The following is an 18,942-nucleotide window of genomic DNA, read 5'->3' as shown; positions in this document are numbered from 1 at the left end:
ATGTAAAGGAACATAAATGGGGAATACTTTGATTCTTTGCGCTTATACATGAACCGGTTTATATGGAGGAATGGGACAAATGCACATATTCAGCAAGCATTCATACACTAGTATGGATACTTTTGCGTGAAAGGAGCATACCCATGTCGAACGAGAAAAAAGGTTTTGGTGACTTGATGCATTCCATGAACGAGTTTTTTCATGAAAGACCTATGAAAGGAATGCTTCAAAGCATTGATGAATTTTTCACATCATCATCTAACCCATTTGGTTCTTTCCCGGTCGAATTAACTGAAACAGACAATCATTATATCGTGTCTGCACAACTTCCAGGTATTAAGAAAGAGCAGATTCAACTTGATGTGTTCCCTCAATACATTACGATTTCTGTAACCAATAAAGAAGAGTTTTCCGAGGAAAATGATCAAAATCAAATGATCAGAAGAAAGCAATCCATGAAAAAAAGCAGCAGGACCATTCCGTTTCCAAGGGTGGTTAATGAAAAGAATGTGAAGGCTTCCCATAAAGATGGATTGCTGACTGTCAAGGTAGATAAAGAATCCGGGAAACGAATACCTATAGAATAAATTTCCTATACAAAGGGGCTGCCGAGTCGGCAGCCCCTTTTTGTTATTCTATAGTTTTAGAAATATCCCACCCAAGCCTTTTACCAAAGAGGATACTTGATTAATTGCCCCCATCATTTGCCCTGTTGTATTCATCATTTTATTAAAATCTAAAGATCCATCCTGTGACTTGAATGAATTCATGATTGAACTTACTCCTCCAGACTGAGGTTTAGCCATGAACGAGGCCTTCGGATATGGATTAGCATAAGCCTGTTGCTCCATTGCTTTCATTTGGTAAGGATTATATTCTTTCTGCTGTAAAGGATTTTCAAAATATGGATTCATTTGCTGCTGGTTCATCTGTTGATATTGGTTCATTTGAAACCCCGGTGCAGGATATTGGGCTTCTGGTTGAGGATAATAATTGGGTTGGAAAGCTCCATATTCTGGAGGTCGCATACCCTGTCCTTGATAGTTCATCCCTGTTCCCATATACGTTGATTGCGAATGATAACTTGGATAATAGTTACGCATCTGTCTCGAATGAAGTAAAGAATTCATACTTAGCCCCCTTACTTTATAATGGTTACTATACTTTATGTGTTAACTGGATAAATGGTGAAAGAACCCATAAAGATATTTCGACAAACACAAGAAGAATGTCGGAAGTTACACTATTCTTACAACTTAAAGAAAGGGTTTTCCATGATAGGATAAATGTAGATGCAACGCAATGAAATATGAGTATTGGGAGGAATTAAGGTGAACCTGAGTGAACTGCTGAAGAGATACGAAAGTAGTAAACATTATCAAGCAACGGATCAACAAGAACTTCTTACAATGGCCAAAAAACTTTATATTTCTAATGAGATTTCACTGCATCATTATAAAGAGCTAGCGAAGCAAATCAATACAGTAGATGAAAAAGCAATTTCAACTCCATAATGTAAAGAGGCTGCCGGTCGGCAGCCTCTTATTTTTCATTCAATTCATCCAACTGGGTCTGCAGTACATATGAGACAGATTGATAATGACTGATAAACCGGTTGTAACTGGACTCCGGAAAGAAACAGTTAACCGATAGCATCTCAATATTGTCGAACGTGTTTAAAATTTGAGGGAAATGAACGTGTTTTGGCCTTTGTTCCTTGATCCAAATCAAGGACAATTCTTTCCACGAATCATTCGCCGCTTTTACTTTATCGGCAAAAGGTTTCACTTCTGTGTAAAAGTCTCCTTTTTCACTTGACTCACGTCTGCCTTTATATTCTTTCATCATCTGCTCAACAAGGATGAGCAGTTCCCCCGTAACTTGCTTTAACTCTTTCAAAAAAAGCCCTCCGTAAAAATGTAGACAAAAATAAAAAGTAGCAAAACGCTACTTTCTTATAAATTCAGTTTAAGACGTCTTATAGGATAATTCAAGTTTTTGTAAGACAAAGGACTTTTCTCTATTTTTCATTAGAACGGTTTTAGATTCCGTTTTTCTCTCCACAGAGCTCAATTTACTGTCGATTTTCTGTATCTGGTTCGTTAACGAATTCATTCCTTCTTGCTCTTCAACTGAGATCCGATCATGCAGACTTTGTTCTAATTGATTCAAACTTTCTTCAATTTCAGCTAATTTCAACATAATATCTTGTTTTGGAAGCATTGTGAATCCTCCCACCTTTTTTTTGGATTAATACTGTAATTCTCTCTTTATGACCCGTTCCCTTCCCCCATGACAAAACTAGAAGCGTTTCGCCAAAGAAAGTGTTAAAAGGACATTCCGTTAATTGTGTTTCGACACTTACTGAATAAAAGAAGTGGAAACTAGAAAATAATATAGGTGGAGGTGTTACCCTATGAAAGATCAGAAAAACAAAAAAAACAAACAGCAAACAACAAATTCAGCCCAAACCAAAGCCTCAAAAGGCAACCCTAAACTTGAAGGGGAAAACCGTCCTTCGACATAAGAAAGCGGAGGCGGCTCGTTCAGACCCGACAAGCATGATAAAGAAGAGACCAACACTACTTTAGAGTGTTGGTCTCTTCTTCTTTCTATCCCTCTTCCAGATCTTTTTTAACGTATCTTTTACATTCGCCATCTTCTCTAGCTGCCTTTGCTTATGGAAAAACCACTTTGTTAATTCGATTCCATGAGGGACTTCCTCGTCTTTGTACCAATCCTTATTAATTTTCTCTTTAATCGACCAGTCCCTATGTGACTTCCAATGATGTGGAACCTCGTCAAAAGCAGTTTGGAGCATGGGCGTATTCGTTTTGGGGACTCCCTTACAATACTGTTCGTAGTCTCTTCTGGATCCTGTATGATCTACTTGTAAAGCAAAGTTCAAAAAGGAGGAATGATAATCAGGATGAAATAAAATCGTCATTAATCGATTTCCTAAAAGAATTCTGTTTTCTATTTTTCTGAAGCCATGGACACTCGCACCGAAAAGCTCACCCACTATTGTCGGAAATAGGACAGAACTGAAATGAAGATGATCTTCAATTAAGAATAGAGATGAACCAAACACCCTCTTCTTATATACCTCATGTTCAATGACAGGTTCTTGAATGAGGTGCTGTTCATTTATTATAAGAGAATGGACTAATCTGCGATCCTCTCTCTCCACCCAATAACGACTCCACTCTTCTTCCATGAAGCTTGAAATATGAAATTCTTTAAACAAATGAAACATTTTCTTCTTATACCTCGTCGAATAATGATAGAGAAGGAGTTGAGGAAAGGCATCCTGAAAAATGCTCCAGTTCGCTCTTTCATACGTCATGAATAGATCATCACGGGTAGCCGGGTGTAAAAGGCGCGTGAAGATATCACCTTTTAGGTCGGTCATATTCCAGCCGGCATTTCTTGATACCATCGAAGCCAGGAAAGACCATTTAATTTCAGGATGAAGAAGGTAAAATTTTTGATAAGCCATCGTTCTTGATATATTATCTTGATTATGCAAATTCACTAAATGGTTGATTTCATGAATCCACTCATTTGTACGTTTAGGTTCAGGTATATAGGGTAAAAAGCGATAAGTATTGCTCATTTCATCCATCCTTATTGTCCCCCTCTTTCCTATAGCCATAGATTGAGGAGATTTGTAAACAATTATTCACACAAAATGGAGTGGTTTCTGTTATGATATAGATTAGTCTGCGAGGTGAATTACCATGAAATTCCATTATCCTAATGGGAAGAAATATGTGGAAGCGTCATTACCCTCAAAAAAAGCGAAGGCAAAACCGAAACAACTATCTTATAGCAACAGAGGTATGACCCTTGAAGAAGACATTAATGAAACGAACCAATATTATTTAACGTTTCATAAAGCAGTCATTCATAAAAAACCGACTCCCGTTCAAATAGTGGATGTCCATTATCCATCAAGAAGTGCTGCCGTCATTAAGGAAGCATACTTTAAGCAGCCCTCCACAACGGATTATAATGGTGTGTACAACGGAAGGTATATTGACTTTGAAGCGAAAGAAACAAAGAATAAAACGTCCTTTCCACTTCAAAATTTTCACGAGCATCAGATTCAGCATATGGAAAACGTCCATAATCAAGACGGCATTACCTTTGTACTAGTAAGGTTTTCTGCTTCCGAAGAAGTGTTCTTACTTCCCTACCAGGCTCTAAGGATATATTGGGACCGCATGATAAATGGGGGAAGAAAATCAATCAAACGGGAAGAGCTAGAGGAAAAAGGAGTCATCATTCCTATAGGACTGCATCCCAGGGTCGATTATTTAAAAATAGTCCATCAGTTATATTTTTAGTTTATGAAAAATGAGTTAATCTATAATTTATCTCAATATCAGTAGTATATTTTAAATCTTAGACAATACTAAAAACACTGAAGATTGAAAGTGAGGAAACAATATGGCTGGTCAATATAAGTCAAGGGAAGAAAAGCGTCTGGCCCAACAAAAGTCAAAATCCACAAAGAGCAAGAAAAAAGGCTCTATGGTTAAACGCGTCATTATATCATTATTTATCATTGGTATTATCGGGATGCTTGCAGGTGCTGGATTATTTGCTTATTACGCTTCCAGTGCACCTAAGCTTGATGAAAAATTACTCAAAGATCCGATTGCATCAGAAATTTATGACATGAACGGGGAATTGATCACGACCGTTGGTAAAGAAAAACGGGAATACGCAAACTTCGATGACATCCCTAAGATCATGCAGGACGCGGTCCTTGCCACAGAGGACAATCGATTCTATAAGCATAACGGTATCGACTTGATTCGATTAGGGGGCGCTGTCATTGCCAATGTGACAGGCGGTTTCGGTTCAGAAGGTGCCTCGACGATTACCCAGCAAGTGATCAAGGGATCTTTTTTAAGCCCTGAGAAAACATTAAAAAGAAAAGCACAAGAAGCATGGCTGGCTCTTAAGCTTGAGCAGGAATATACAAAAGAAGAAATCTTTGAAATGTATTTCAATAAAGTGTATATGTCCGCGGGGATTAACGGTATGGCTACTGCTGCAGACTATTATTACGGTAAAGACATTAAAGACATTGAGCTTCATGAAGCAGCACTGATTGCCGGACTGCCTCAAAGCCCAAACAATTACAACCCTTTTAAATACCCTGAAAAAGCGGAAAAACGACGAAATATCGTTCTTTCTTTAATGGAACAGCACGGTAAAATCACTGAAGAAAAAAAGAAGGAAGCACAGGCCATCCCGATCACTGAAGGATTGGTTTCAGCTGAAGAAGTCGAAAAGAAAAACGGAAACAAATATCCAGCGTTCGTGGATGCAGTTATTGATGAAGTACAAAAAATGGGTGACTATAATCTGTTTTCGGATGGTTTAAAGGTTTATACAACTGTTGATCCGGATGCTCAAAAACGTTTGGAAGAAATTTTAGCAGGTGAAAATACCAGCTTCAGTTATCCAGAGAATCCTGATGAGCCAATGCAGGCCGGGGTAACCCTTATGGATACGAAAACTGGAGAAATCAGGGCGATTGGTGGCGGAAGAGAACAGGATCCAAACGTTCAGCGTGGATTTAACTTTGCGATCGATACAAAACGTCAGCCTGGATCTACAATTAAGCCATTAATTGACTACGCACCTGCCATTGAGCATTTAAAATGGTCGACGTATCATATTTTAAAAGATGAGCCTTATAAATATTCAGACGGAACGGAACTCAATAACTATGACGGTCAATTCAAGGGACCCATCACGATACGCGAAGGTCTCTGGGATTCCCGAAATATTACTGCCCTAAAAGCGTTTCAGGAAGTCGGTCCGGAGAAAGCAGAGGAATTTGTGAATGGTCTCGGATTAAAGTTCGATCATTATTATGAATCTGCTTCAATCGGGGGTGTGTCTCCTGGAGTAAATTCCGTACAAATGGCAGGAGCTTATGCTGCATTTGGTAATGAAGGTATTTACAACAAGCCTCATACGGTTACAAAAGTGGTATTGCGCGATGGTGAAACAGAGATTAAGAATGATAATAAACCAAAGCCTGCCATGAAGGAATATACAGCTTATATGATTTCTGATATGCTCCAAAGCGTCATTGATCATCCAAGAGGAACAGGTCTTTATGCCAAGGTTCCTGGATTACCGATGGCCGGGAAATCAGGTACCACGAACTATACACAAGAAGAACGCGAGAAATACGGAATTGCAAAAACAGGCGCACCTGATTCATGGTTTGTAGGCTATACCACAAACTACACTGCAGCGGTTTGGACTGGATATAAGACTCGTTCCATACCACTATCCCCTACGGATAGAAGGGTGTCCCAGTACATTGTCAGTGACCTGATGAGCTATGTACATGATGGCGTTGACACATCTGATTTTAATAAACCGGACAGCGTGGTTGAATCCAAGGTTGAATTAGGAAGCAATCCGGCTAGACTGCCAAGTGAATACACTCCTGATGACAGAGTAATCACTGAATTATTCGTCCGTGGAACGGAACCTTCCAAGGTTTCAAAAGAATTCGACAAGATTGATGCACCTTCAAATCTGAAAGGTAAATTCAATAAGAAGGACCAAACCATCACTCTTGCCTGGGACTATGGTAAAGATAAGGACGTTCAGTTTGAAGTGGCGGTTTCGATAAACGGTGAAGCGAAACAAGTATTAACGACAACGGATAAAAAAGGATTAAATGTCGAAAACATTCAATCCCAAGGAACGTTCACCTTCGAGGTTGTAGCAATATCCGGAGATCAGCGCAGTAATCCCGCAACGGTCAATGTTGATGTAAAGGCTGCTGAAGGTGAAGATGAAGAGAACCAAGATGAAAATAACGATGAAAATCAAGATAACGAAGGCAATGGAAACAATAATGGAAATAACAATGGTAACGGTCAAGGAAATGGGAATGAAGATGATTCAGGTGATGATGGTGAAGACACAGGTGGCGATGATGGCACTACTCCTCCATCTGAAGGAGATGGGACTGGTGAAGGAGGTACAGATGACGGTACTGGGGATGGCACTGGAACCGGAGATGGAACTGGTGACGGCACTGGCGACGGCTCAGGAACCGGAGATGGCGCCACGAATGGTGCACCTGCTACCCAATCTGACTCCCGAAGAGAACAAGAATAAGGTAAAAAGGCAACGAGAACATGTTCTCGTTGCCTTTTTAATTTTCTCCAGCTCGTTTTAATGCCAGAGATTTAGCATATTGTTTATGTTGTTCGTTGAATAGCTGAGATAACTGTATGAATGAATGGAAAAGGGTTGGATTGTTCCTGATAAATGACATTCTCTCCACTGCATTGACTGGTTTAATGGAAAGGTTATTAATGTGAGCAATGTCAGAATTTAATATTACCGGCATTGAATTACTCCAATACAAAAGCATATAAACTTGCGCAATACTCTTTTTCATTAGGGGCAATGTATCCTTAGAACGTTTTTTAAATAACGTTTTAAGACATTCCTCCCCCTCTCTCCAGCTGTTAAGTATGAAACCTATGAAAAATTCATGATCCTCCCAGGGAAGCGAACCTGCAACCTCGTCATTATAATAGAGAATTTCATAAGCGAAAAATGGGTCATCGGGTATGATATAAGAATCATCTACACTAACTTTTGACTCAGGAAAGAAAAAAGGATCATTTAGTTGTAATGGAATACTCAAAGTCAGTTCTTTCATATGTTACCTTTTTTCTTTAGTCTCTTCTGACCTTCTCTGCATAAATCGACCAGCGGACATACATCACATTGGGGTGATTGGGCTTTACAATGGTACCTTCCAAAGAAAATCAACCGGTGATGGGTTTCAGACCATTCCTCTTTAGGGATTTTTTTCATTAACGTTTTCTCTACCTCTAGTACGTTATCTTTCCATCGGCAAATCCCTAACCTCTTGCTTACACGTTCGACATGGGTATCTACTGCAAGAGCCGGCACTCCAAATGCAACCGATACTACTACATTTGCGGTTTTCCTTCCTACGCCAGGCAGCTTCACTAATTCTTCATGACTTTCCGGAACATTCCCTCCATGCTCAGTCAGAATGATCTCACACATTTTACGAATGTTCTTTGCTTTGTTTCGGTACAACCCGATGGAGCGTATATCCTGTTGAAGTTCTTCCAATGGGACATTAAGATAATCTTCAGGTTGCTTATATTTTTCAAACAAGCCTTTAGTGACTTTATTCACTAGGACGTCAGTACATTGAGCCGATAGAAGGACGGCAATGACAAGCTCAAAAGGATTTTCATGACGCAGTTCACAGTGAGCGTCTGGAAACATTTCTCTCATTTCATCTAAGCAAATTTGTATTTGTTTTTTATTTAGCATGTATCCTAATACCTCCATCTTGTCTTAAAAATCAACAAAGATTATCTAAAATAAAAACAGACCAACCCTCAAGCATTTGAGAGTCAGCCCCTTTTATCGTCCTATTGCTCAAGCCAATTATAAAATGGTACTGATTTTCGTTTAGGAGAAGCAGCAGAATCACTTGAAGCTTTGGGGGTTTGATGAGAACGGAAGCGCTGGCTTTGGTTACGCGCATCTTCAATGGTCTTCACACCGTTTTTCTTCCATTCAAATAGAATTCGATCAATATATCTAAAATTCAGCTTGCCGGAAATGACCGCTTCTCTTAATGCTGCTTTAATAATAATAGCATTATGATCATCTTGATCCAACCACATGGCCAGGGTTTCACATTCTAACGGAGATAGCGGCCGACCAAATTCCTGTTCGAAAGTCGTGTATATGTCCGCTTCTTCTTCCATGGATTTCTCCATCTGCTTCATTTTTGAGTCCTGTATGACGAACTCAGCCATCTTTTCCCATAAAGGATTGAGTGAATACTTTTCAAACAGGATTCCATCAGGTGAAGATCCCTCTTCGATCGATAGAAATTGTTGTTGCATTAACTTTCTTAAAATAGATGAACAGTATTCAGTAGAAATACTCATAGGGTCCGAGAGCTCTTCTGGTGTCGGAAAATAATTTCCCTTTTCCAGATGACCGTAAATTTGCAATAACAGCACAAACTCTGACTCATTCAAACCCAGGGTATTGTAATTTGATAATAATAATTGCGGAATGTTAAGTGTCCCCTCTTCGATCCAGGACACCATTAAACGTTTATAATCCATATTCGGCACACCTCACTCACTAGTATATCATGGTTCAGTATATGTGGACATGGTTATGAATTAGAAGAAAGATGGAAATAAAAAAACTTCATTGGTCCTTTTTTTGAATCAATGGTAGTGGAAAAACAGGGACCGTTCCTTTCCGCCAGTTCCCCTCACCATCTAGCACTCACTGTCTGACAGAGCCCGGGCAGTGCTAATCTTAAATACAACATCTTAGAGAAGGAAAAGAAAAGAACCGGCCCGGATTGCTTTTTAAGCAAACCAGCCGGTTCCTTGTACGATGTTTGTATTATGGATATAAACGGTTTAGCAGACGTGGGAATGGGATGGTTTCCCTTACGTGTTCCACTCCGCTGATCCAAGCCACTGTTCTTTCAAGTCCAAGACCGAATCCTGAATGAGGAACAGATCCATATTCTCTTAGTTCCAAGTACCACTTGTACGCATCTGTAGCAAGTTCGTGCTCTTCGATGCGACGTTTCATAAGTTCCGCATCGTGGATACGCTCTGAGCCACCGATAATCTCTCCATACCCTTCTGGTGCGATCAGGTCTGCACATAGCACGACATCATCACGGTCTGGATCAGGTTGCATATAGAATGGTTTCAACGAAGTCGGGTAATGCGTGATAAATACCGGCTTGTCGTAACTTTCAGCTATGGCTGTTTCATGAGGAGCTCCGAAATCGTCTCCCCACTCGATATCATCGAACCCTTTTTCATGCAATAACTTAAGTGCATCATCATAAGTGATGCGTGGGAAAGGAGCTTTGATCTGCTCTAATTTAGATGTATCTCTTCCTAATCGGTCTAATTCAAGCTTGCAGTTTTCCAGAACCGATTGAACGATATAAGAAACATATTGCTCCTGCACTTCCAGATTATCTTTAAAATCATAGAATGCCATTTCAGGCTCGATCATCCAGAATTCGATTAAATGACGGCGGGTTTTCGATTTCTCCGCTCTGAAAGTCGGTCCGAAAGAGAATACTTTCCCTAACGCCATGGCTGCTGCTTCCATGTACAGCTGACCACTCTGGGAAAGATAGGCATCTTCTTCAAAATATTTAGTGGCAAATAGCTCGGTCGTTCCTTCCGGAGCACTGCCAGTCAGGATTGGGGGATCTACCTTTACAAATCCTTCTTGATTAAAGAACTCATATGTTGCACGAATGATTTCGTTACGTACTTTCATCACGGCATGCTGTTTACGGGAACGAAGCCAAAGGTGACGATGATCCATCAGGAATTCTGTGCCGTGTTCCTTCGGTGTAATTGGATAATCCACTGCTTCATGAATCACTTCTACGCTTTTCACTTGCAGTTCGTATCCAAACGGTGAACGGGAGTCTTCTGAAACGGTTCCTGTAACATATAGAGATGTTTCTTGAGTTAATGATTTTGCTTTTTGAAAGATTTCTTCTTCAACTTCACTTTTTACGACAACCCCTTGAATGAATCCAGTTCCGTCACGAAGCTGAAGAAAGGCGATTTTTCCACTTGAACGTTTGTTGGCAAGCCAAGCACCAATGGTTACTTCTTCTCCAACAAACTTACTTACTTGAGATATTGTAGTTTTCACGATTTTTTCCCTCCAAAAAAACTTAAGACGCTTATGTATCGTTATTTATTATACATTTACCGTTATCCCGCCGCAACAGATACAGCAAAACGGGATGATTTTAAGGAAAAAGCAGACCGGAACGAACACGGTCTGCAAACCTTGTATTATTTACTTTTTCTAACAACAAATTCATGCATTCTCTCAATTGCTTTTTCGAGTGCATCAAGACTTGTAGCATAAGAAAGACGGATATTATTGTCCGATCCGAAACCTGATCCAGGGATAACCGCTACCTTTGCCTCTTCCAGCAGAGCTTTTGTAAATTCGTCGACATTGTTGTAGCCTGTTTTCTTGGCCGCTTCTGACACATTCGGGAACAGATAGAAAGCACCTTGAGGCTTCAAACAATGAAACCCTGGAATACTGTTCAATTTATCAAATACAATGTTTAAGCGCTCTTCAAAAGCCTGTCTCATTTCCTCTACAGGTTGTTGGTCTCCTAAATAGGCAGCAACCGTCCCATATTGTGAAGTTGTCGTCGGGTTAGAGGTAGAATGACTGGCAAGGTTGGTCATTGCTTTAATGATTGTCTCGTTCCCTGCCGCATACCCAATTCTCCATCCCGTCATGGAATGCGACTTTGACACCCCGTTAATCACGATGGTTTGCTCTTTAAGTTCAGGAGACAATTCAGCAATAGACGTGTGGGAATTCCCGTCATATACAAGCTTTTCATAGATTTCGTCTGAAACGATGAGAATATCGTTCTCTAAGCATACTTCTCCAATCGCTTGTAACTCTTCGTGAGAGTATAGCATCCCTGTAGGGTTACTAGGTGTATTAAGAATGACTGCTTTCGTTTTGGGGGTTATCGTCTCTTTTAACTGCTGTGGAGTAACTTTATACTCGTTCTCTTCTTTCCCTTCAACGATAACGGGAGTTCCTCCGGCAAGCTTCACTTGTTCAGGATAGCTGACCCAGTATGGCGTAGGGATGATGACTTCATCACTTTCGTTTAAGAGAACTTGAAACAATGTATAAAGGGCATGCTTTGCACCACTTGTCACGATGATCTCAGATGGTTTATACGTAAGTTTCTGATCTGCTTCAAACTTATGGATGATTGCTTCTTTTAAATTGGCCATACCACCAGATGGAGTATATTTTGTGTGACCCTCAGTCATGGACGCATATGCAGCATTGATGATATGTTCAGGAGTATTAAAGTCAGGTTCACCTGCACCTAAACCGATAACATCAATACCTTGTGACTTCATTTCCTTTGCTTTTGCAGTAATCGCTAAAGTTGTTGATGGTGTTAAAGCACTTACTCTGTCAGCTAACGTAAATTTCATGGACGTATTCCCCCTAGAGTTGATTATAAATTTTCAATTTTCCTCCACCATTCGCCAGTAGAAAACAGCAGATAAAAATAATTTAAATTGTCCTGTTGATCTAAATAGGTAATTTCCCATACAGGCCCTACAGATTCATATCCTAAACGAACTGATAATAATTCTTTCGGTTGCTTTTCATCATTTAGTTTATTGATTGCCTGTTCTTTTGAAATACCATCTGCCCATTTTTTCTCAATTATTTTTCCCTTTTTATTGGGTACCCAAGCTACGAGCTTCTCGTTCTGATCATCCTTACCTGTCACCACAACATATGACTTTGAGCCGTTGTAGAAGCTTGTGTTTTCAACTTCCACGATAGCCGTTTCAGATTTCACTCTATTTAGCGCCTTCTCTGCCTGATTATCCAATGGGTTCCGGGAAACTTGATAAAGTACGACCGAAGCCGTTATCCCAAGGACGATGAACAATAGTGCGATAATCGATATCCATTTTTTCATAACAATCACTCTTTATGTACGATATATTGTTAATACTGCTTGATTCTGATCTTCCGGATCTAAGGCTAAACCAAACATATAATCATCTTTTTTTAAGGTCCTATTTAATGTATCAACCACTTTATATAAGTTATCCGTATATTCAATACGAACGGTGGAAAGAATTTCAATTCTGCTCTCCATGGTGTTCCTCCTTTTACCCGCTTACTTAAGATAATCCCCTATAAAAACATTTTTTCTACTCATGACGTCACTGCTATTTATCACACTATGAGTAAGAAACGCTACACACATTATAACAACATTAATGGCTATTATGGTAGAGCCTATCACAAAACTATATTCTAATCCACATTCGGTCAGGCTGACAACGTTGTCAGCCTGACTTAAATTTCTCTTTCGGCATTAGTGTTTTACGCCCTCTTCTTTAAACACTCCATCTTCTTGATCAAAGGTAAGCACTTCGTAATTTCGCTTATTAAATTTGATGGCAATCAATCCATGTTGTCCAGTTAAATACAGATCAATCCACGCCTCGTTGATGGCTTCGAGCATTTCACCATTAAGAAGCCTTTCCTTAGAACGGTATAGTAAAGCCGTTTGAGGATCGATATGTCTCAATAGACTATGGGACATACTTTCCGATTTAGAGTGAAGAGGTATTTTTACAATATTGACGTTCTTTAGGGCTTTTGTAAGTAAAACCTCTTCAGAATGTGCTGATTGTGAGCTCAGCCACAAAAAGCGATGATGGAAGAAGGTAATGGAAAAGTCCAATCCTTCTCCTTTCTCATTGCCTTCATGCATCACATTTAACGCCAACTCTTTGGAGAGCGAGTATGACTGATCTTCTGTAATTGTGTTAATCGTTAAGGAACCTTTTTTCTGTATTGTTTCAGCCAGGGATTTACCCGTTATTATTTCTTTTATGGAGTACTTCTTACCAAGTTCAGTAATCATATCCTCATGCACTTCTCTTTTTTCCGTGAGGATGATTCCCTTTATGTTGTCAATGTGCATTTGATTCAAATAATAATATAATTGTTTACTTCCCTGAAGGGGTCCTGTATTAATTAAATAATTTTGCCCGGAAGCTAAATGAAGAACTGCTACCTCCCCTTTTAAAACAGGAAGAAAACTAATCGCATATTCCTCATGTGATACATGTAAATCCACCTGAGGCACTTTCATTCCATAGGCATTTGAAATGACAAGGAAAAAAGTCAGCATTACAGAAAAGATCACTCTCATTTTCAATCCTCCAGTTTCACATCTACTCTTTAGGTTGTGTTAAAGAGTAGAATTTATCACTGAAGTTTAGTCTAGAGCCAATCTTCAATCCATGAAACCAAATCAAATAAATCCCCTTCTTTTACTTCCATTGAAGGAATAGACTGCAAGAAAGCCTTACCATACCTAGTCGTCATCACTCTGCGGTCATATACAATCACGATTCCCCGATCACTGCTTCTTCTAATCAACCTCCCTACCCCTTGCTTGAACCGAATAATCGCTTCGGGTAAAGAGTGAGAAGAAAACGGATTCTTCCCTTGAGATTTAAGGATATCTGATTTTGCCTGATTGACAGGCTCGTCGGGTGGAGAGAATGGGAGTCTGACCATGGCAAGACAAGACAGGTCTTCTCCGGGAATATCTACACCCTCCCAGAAACTACTCGTGCCAAATAAAATCGCCTTGTCAAATCGCTGGAAGTTCTTTGTCAGACGTGTACGACTTCCTGAGGTGATTCCTTGTGCCATCAATACATATTCCTCTAATAAACCACTTTCTTTCATCAGCTCATACGTTTTCCTTAACATATCGTAGGACGTAAACAGGATGAGCATTCGCCCTTTCGTCGCTTGAGCCACTCCTATTAAATGGGAGCTTATTGCTTCAATATATTCTTCACTTTGGACTTGCTGAATTTCAGGAACGTCTGTTGGGACGAATAATCTGGAAACTTCATTATAGTCAAAAGGAGAGGTTAGCTGTAACTGTTTTACCCCCTGACCTATGAGTCCAATCTCGTTTAAGAAGTAATTGAAAGACCCGCTGACGGTCAGGGTAGCTGAAGTAAGGACGACACTTTTCTTTCTGGCAAAGATCTCATCTTGAAGATTGCGACTGACGGTAACTGGTTGAGCTTGGATAGAAAGACTATTCGGTAATGATCTTGTATCTCCATCCAACCAGAGAACATGGTTGTTCATTTCTCTTAAAAAGACGGTTTGAAAATTCATTCTCAACTCTGCCCAATCCACTAAAAAGCTGTAGAATTCTTCAATCAAGGCTTTTTCTTTATCCTCAATCTTGATCTTCTTATCCTTGATTGTCCCCAGAATCTGCTGAAACTCCCTTTCCACAAACTTCATTCCTGAAATAACCCGTTCCATGGACATGAGTACAGGTTGAAAGTAGCTGCTCCTCTTCATTTCGTCCGTAATTCTAAGCTGTATTTTTTGAACTCCGATCCTCTTTTTGGCTTTCTTATAGAAAACGCTCGTTAACACTCCGATGGCCTCTTCTAAATCAATGTAGAACTGACTAATACAAGAATCCAATTCAAATGAGTGGGTATTCATTTGAACTGAGTGATTGGAGATAAGCTGATCGAGTCGATAGAACAACTGTTTTTGATCCAGGGTTCCTAACTGGGAAGTACCAAACTTAATCGATAGATAATCCATTACAACCCCAAGATGCTGTCTTGCTGACTTCTCCAGATGATGAGCCTCATCTATCACTAAGTAATCGTAAGGAGGGAGCATGCTGCTTTCCTTCACGATATCAGTCAGAAGCATTGAGTGATTTGTAATGATGATATCTGCTTCTTGAGCACTCTTTCTTGCGAAAAGATAGAAGTCTTTCCCGACCCAGGGATCTTTCGTATGAGGCAAGTGCCAGCCGTCATGTTTTAGACGATTCCAGAACAACTGCCCCCCGGATGTAAGGTTAAGTTCATCCATATCACCGGACTCTGTTCGGGTAAGCCATACCAGAATTTGCATCTTTGTCAGAACTACGTCATATTGAGACTCATCTTCCCTGAGGGACTGTTCAAACTTAAACAGGTTTATGTAATGATTTTTCCCTTTTAGCAGTACGGTTCTGAATGGTGTAGGGCTTATTTTTTCCAATAGTTTTATTTCTTTATGAAGTAATTGCTCTTGCAATTGGATGGTGTATGTACTGATGACCACCTTTTCATGCGATCCCTTGGCAAACATGACTGCAGGCCATAAGTAGCCCAGTGACTTTCCAACACCCGTTCCCGCTTCTATGACCACATGGCGGGACTCATGGAAAGCATGTTGAATCTCATCCATCATCTCCATTTGCTGCACTCTCTTCTCATAGAAGGGAACATATTGTGCCAGGTATTCTTCTATATCAGGTTCATCAGCATGGAGCTCTTCAATAGGTGGATCTTCTCTCTTTGAAGCATCTTTCTTCCGAAGAGCCAGTCCTCGATACACCTCTAACTGTGGTGAAAGATCCTCTACGTGTTTTTGTTTCTCACCCACAATACTGTCAAACAATAAGGAAAGATCACTTTTCAAATGATGTGAAAGCTTGTGAAGATTTTCGAGTGTGACTAGAGGCAGCTTTGACAATTCTTCAATAAAATAAAGAAGAATTTCGGCTGTCACATAGGCATCACTGTCTGCCTGGTGAGGCCTTACGTGGCTTAATTCCAAAGAATTGGATAATTCCGTCAGTTTAAAACTATCTGCTGATGGTAAGGCCACTTTAGCTAATTCTACTGTATCGAAGGCAGGACCCGTAAATGGATTATAGCCTGCATTTTCCAGTTCTGCTTGAAGGAATGATAGATCGAATTGGACGTTATGTGCAACAAAAACGCCATGATCCAGAAGCTCAAGTATTTTCGGTGCAATTTCATGAAAAGCTGGAGCGTCCTTGACCATTTCATCATTGATCCCCGTCAATTCCTCAATAAACGCAGGAATCGGTTTTCCAGGTGACACAAATGAAGTGTATTGGTCAATGATCTTTCCGTTTTCTATAATAACCGCTGATAGTTGGATGATTTTTTCTCCCTTTTTAGGAGAATTTCCTGTTGTTTCAAGATCGATAACAACGAGTTTAAATGGGTACATGTTCTTCACTGCCTTTATATAGATCCTACTTCATACTCTTATGATTTCTAAATAAGTGTACCATAAACAAAAAAGCAAGTCTCCTATTCACAAATTAGGAGACTTGCTGATTTCTTTTATAGTATTGTCGCTTCAGGTTCTGTTCCGATCATGTCAATGATACGGTTGTTTTCTCCCATGATAGCTACTTTCGGGATATGATCATGGACCATTTCTTCAGCTACCAGTTTATACGAAATGATGATGACAATATCATTTTTTTGCACAAGTCTTGCAGCAGCTCCGTTCAAACATATGACACCGCTTCCTCTTTCACCAGGTATAATATAAGTCTCCAGGCGGGCTCCATTGTTGTTGTTTACAATCTGAACCTTTTCATTCGCCATCATCCCGACTGCATCTAAAATATCCTGATCGATGGTAATGCTTCCTACATAATCCAAGTTCGCTTCTGTTACAGTCGCTCTGTGGATTTTACCACTCATCATCGTTCTAAACATTTAAATCCTCCTCTGGTTCTACACTGATGATTATATTATCAATTAATCTGGCCTGTTGAAATTGAACTGCCAGAGCGACAATGATCTCACCCTGTAATCTGGACAGTTCCTTAAGCTCAGGATAGGAGTACACTTCCACATAATCGATTTTTCCCGAGGTATTTTCTTGAAGGTTCATTGAAATCATGGAAATAATCGAATCGGGGTCTCTCTCCCCGGCATCAATACGATTTTTTGCTTTTATCAGACTTTGGTACAGTGAAGGAGCTTCCCTTCTTTCTTCTTTTGATAGATAGACATTTCTTGAGCTTTTAGCTAATCCATCCTCTTCCCTGACGGTAGGCACCCTAACGATTTCCACCGGAAAGAAATAATCGCTAACTAACCCTTCCACTACTGCAATCTGCTGGGCATCCTTCAGCCCAAAATACGCTCTGGTCGGCTGAATAAGGTGAAACAATTTAGTCAATACGGTTACAACTCCGTCAAAATGACCTTCACGTTTTCGTCCGCACAGTACTTCTACCCGCTCTATCACACTCAAGGTTACAGACTGTTTCCCATCATACATTTCTATTACTTCAGGAATAAAGAGTATATCAACCCCAATATTCTTTGCTAACACTGTATCTCTTTCAACATCACGAGGATAGCGATCGAAGTCTTCATTCGGACCGAACTGCAGGGGGTTTACAAAGATGCTCATCACGACAGCATCGTTGTTTTTCCTCGCTTCCTCCGCTAAAGTCATGTGCCCCTCATGAAGGTACCCCATTGTAGGGACAAACCCGATAGTGGCCCCTGAATTCTTAACTTGTTGTATCGAAGCTTGAAGATCTTGAATATTCGTTATCACTTTCATTTTTTCATTCCACCATAGAGAGCATCCAATTCTTCATCCCGCATCGTAAAGGAATGGTCATCTGATGGGAAGCTCCCCTCTTTAACTTCATCTATATAGTTTTTTATGCTGCTATGAATGGCTTCTGATACGTTGCTGTATTGTTTAACAAACTTAGGCACACGATTCACCCCATATGTTACAAGGTCGTGGAACACTAGCACCTGGCCATCTGCCTCACTGCCTGCACCAATTCCAATCGTCGGAATCGTTAATGCTGCTGAAATTTCTTTGGCTATTTGTTTTGGCACACACTCTAACACAAGTGCAAAGGCACCTGCCTGTTCACATTTTATGGCATCATCGATCAACTTTTTGGCTGAGTCGGCTGTTTTCCCTTGTACTTTATATCCTCCAAGGACACCGACGGATTGAGGGGTTAAACCTAAATGAGCCATAACGGGTATGCCGGAACTTGTAAGGGAATGGATACCATCAATCACATGATCTCCCCCCTCTACCTTTACAGCGTGTGCGCCTCCCTGTTGAAGGATCTGAGCTGCTGTTTTAAGAGTCTCATCCCTTGACAAATGGTAAGACATAAACGGCATATCAGTGACGATAAAGGTATCTTTCGCCCCTCTTTTTACGGCTTTCGTATGATGGATCATATCTTCAACTGTAACAGGTACCGTTGAGTCATAGCCCAATACAACCATTCCAAGGCTGTCACCTACAAGGATCACATCGATTCCCGCTTCTTCCGCTATCTTTGCACTTGGAAAATCATACGCTGTAAGCATGGAAATCTTTTCTCTCTTATTTTTCATCTTAAGAAAATCCGTTGTTTGTTTCATAGTGTCCTCCTTCTTT

At 40.1% G+C, this 18,942-nt stretch carries 20 protein-coding genes; 4 read left to right on the top strand and 16 right to left on the bottom strand.

All coding sequences use genetic code 11. The annotated features are described in order from the left end of the window. Window positions 1-143 precede the first annotated feature (143 nt). On the top strand, window positions 144-587 hold the full coding sequence (locus ACQKFO_RS02625; protein WP_427596729.1) for an Hsp20/alpha crystallin family protein: 444 nt from the start codon (window positions 144-146) through the stop codon (window positions 585-587). Window positions 588-635: 48 nt separating this feature from the next. Here ACQKFO_RS02625 and ACQKFO_RS02620 read toward each other — a convergent pair whose 3' ends face one another. After that, a complete protein-coding gene (locus ACQKFO_RS02620; protein ID WP_427596728.1) occupies window positions 636-1,130 on the bottom strand; it encodes a YppG family protein in 495 nt (164 codons plus the stop codon). A gap of 201 nt (window positions 1,131-1,331) precedes the next feature. On the opposite strand from ACQKFO_RS02620, the gene yppF reads away from it, so the two are divergent. Continuing rightward, complete coding sequence (gene yppF, locus ACQKFO_RS02615; protein ID WP_427596727.1) at window positions 1,332-1,514, top strand: YppF family protein; 183 nt, start codon at window positions 1,332-1,334, stop codon at window positions 1,512-1,514. Window positions 1,515-1,542: 28 nt separating this feature from the next. On the opposite strand, the gene ACQKFO_RS02610 is transcribed toward yppF, so the two are convergent. From ACQKFO_RS02610 to ACQKFO_RS02600, 3 genes are all read right to left on the bottom strand, one after another. Further along, entirely contained in the window at window positions 1,543-1,899 is a 357-nt protein-coding gene (locus ACQKFO_RS02610) for a YppE family protein (protein ID WP_427596726.1), read from the bottom strand. A gap of 69 nt (window positions 1,900-1,968) precedes the next feature. Continuing rightward, window positions 1,969-2,223 carry a hypothetical protein gene (locus tag ACQKFO_RS02605; RefSeq protein ID WP_427596725.1) on the bottom strand — a complete coding sequence of 85 codons (255 nt, stop codon included), beginning with the start codon at window positions 2,221-2,223 and terminating at the stop codon, window positions 1,969-1,971. Between the two features lie 364 nt (window positions 2,224-2,587). After that, complete coding sequence (locus ACQKFO_RS02600) at window positions 2,588-3,625, bottom strand: DUF2515 family protein (RefSeq protein ID WP_427596724.1); 1,038 nt, start codon at window positions 3,623-3,625, stop codon at window positions 2,588-2,590. A 115-nt stretch (window positions 3,626-3,740) separates the two neighbouring features. Here ACQKFO_RS02600 and recU point away from each other — a divergent pair, with 115 nt between their 5' ends. Together recU and ACQKFO_RS02590 are read left to right on the top strand one after the other, a co-directional pair. Next, a complete protein-coding gene (gene recU, locus ACQKFO_RS02595; RefSeq protein ID WP_427596723.1) occupies window positions 3,741-4,349 on the top strand; it encodes a Holliday junction resolvase RecU in 609 nt (202 codons plus the stop codon). Window positions 4,350-4,452: 103 nt separating this feature from the next. Further along, a complete protein-coding gene (locus ACQKFO_RS02590; RefSeq protein ID WP_427596722.1) occupies window positions 4,453-7,164 on the top strand; it encodes a transglycosylase domain-containing protein in 2,712 nt (903 codons plus the stop codon). Between the two features lie 37 nt (window positions 7,165-7,201). Here the strand turns inward: ACQKFO_RS02590 and ACQKFO_RS02585 are convergent, their stop codons facing one another. The 12 genes from ACQKFO_RS02585 to panB all read right to left on the bottom strand — a co-directional run bounded on the left by ACQKFO_RS02585 (window position 7,202) and on the right by panB (window position 18,926). Continuing rightward, complete coding sequence (locus ACQKFO_RS02585) at window positions 7,202-7,717, bottom strand: YpoC family protein (protein ID WP_427596721.1); 516 nt, start codon at window positions 7,715-7,717, stop codon at window positions 7,202-7,204. Next, window positions 7,714-8,370, bottom strand: a complete 657-nt coding sequence (gene nth / locus ACQKFO_RS02580) for an endonuclease III (RefSeq protein ID WP_427596719.1) — start codon at window positions 8,368-8,370, stop codon at window positions 7,714-7,716. The genes ACQKFO_RS02585 and nth overlap by 4 nt, the downstream gene beginning before the upstream one ends. A gap of 101 nt (window positions 8,371-8,471) precedes the next feature. After that, a complete protein-coding gene (locus tag ACQKFO_RS02575) occupies window positions 8,472-9,182 on the bottom strand; it encodes a DnaD domain-containing protein (RefSeq protein ID WP_427596718.1) in 711 nt (236 codons plus the stop codon). Between the two features lie 292 nt (window positions 9,183-9,474). Continuing rightward, on the bottom strand, window positions 9,475-10,767 hold the full coding sequence (asnS, locus tag ACQKFO_RS02570; RefSeq protein WP_142675601.1) for an asparagine--tRNA ligase: 1,293 nt from the start codon (window positions 10,765-10,767) through the stop codon (window positions 9,475-9,477). A 146-nt stretch (window positions 10,768-10,913) separates the two neighbouring features. Next, complete coding sequence (locus tag ACQKFO_RS02565) at window positions 10,914-12,104, bottom strand: pyridoxal phosphate-dependent aminotransferase (RefSeq protein WP_427596717.1); 1,191 nt, start codon at window positions 12,102-12,104, stop codon at window positions 10,914-10,916. A gap of 23 nt (window positions 12,105-12,127) precedes the next feature. Continuing rightward, entirely contained in the window at window positions 12,128-12,604 is a 477-nt protein-coding gene (locus tag ACQKFO_RS02560; RefSeq protein ID WP_427596716.1) for a DUF5590 domain-containing protein, read from the bottom strand. 12 nt (window positions 12,605-12,616) lie between these two features. Continuing rightward, window positions 12,617-12,787, bottom strand: coding sequence for a YpmA family protein (locus tag ACQKFO_RS02555; RefSeq protein WP_082051082.1), 171 nt, complete (start codon window positions 12,785-12,787; stop codon window positions 12,617-12,619). A gap of 222 nt (window positions 12,788-13,009) precedes the next feature. After that, the gene (locus ACQKFO_RS02550; RefSeq protein WP_427596715.1) at window positions 13,010-13,855 is read right to left on the bottom strand and encodes a hypothetical protein; all 846 of its coding nucleotides are present in this window, start codon (window positions 13,853-13,855) and stop codon (window positions 13,010-13,012) included. 71 nt (window positions 13,856-13,926) lie between these two features. Continuing rightward, the gene (gene dinG / locus ACQKFO_RS02545) at window positions 13,927-16,728 is read right to left on the bottom strand and encodes an ATP-dependent DNA helicase DinG (RefSeq protein ID WP_427596714.1); all 2,802 of its coding nucleotides are present in this window, start codon (window positions 16,726-16,728) and stop codon (window positions 13,927-13,929) included. A gap of 116 nt (window positions 16,729-16,844) precedes the next feature. After that, complete coding sequence (panD, locus tag ACQKFO_RS02540; protein WP_427596713.1) at window positions 16,845-17,228, bottom strand: aspartate 1-decarboxylase; 384 nt, start codon at window positions 17,226-17,228, stop codon at window positions 16,845-16,847. Beyond that, window positions 17,221-18,090 (bottom strand): pantoate--beta-alanine ligase, encoded by an 870-nt coding sequence (gene panC / locus ACQKFO_RS02535; protein WP_427596712.1) that lies wholly within the window; start codon window positions 18,088-18,090, stop codon window positions 17,221-17,223. Before panC ends, panD begins: the two co-directional genes overlap by 8 nt. Further along, window positions 18,087-18,926 (bottom strand): 3-methyl-2-oxobutanoate hydroxymethyltransferase, encoded by an 840-nt coding sequence (gene panB / locus ACQKFO_RS02530; protein ID WP_427596711.1) that lies wholly within the window; start codon window positions 18,924-18,926, stop codon window positions 18,087-18,089. Before panB ends, panC begins: the two co-directional genes overlap by 4 nt. Window positions 18,927-18,942 lie beyond the last annotated feature (16 nt).

Origin of the sequence: Rossellomorea sp. NPDC071047, from assembly GCF_050270195.1 — a bacterium.
GTDB lineage: Bacteria > Bacillota > Bacilli > Bacillales > Bacillaceae_B > Rossellomorea.
This window is presented reverse-complemented; position numbering and strand designations above follow the sequence as displayed.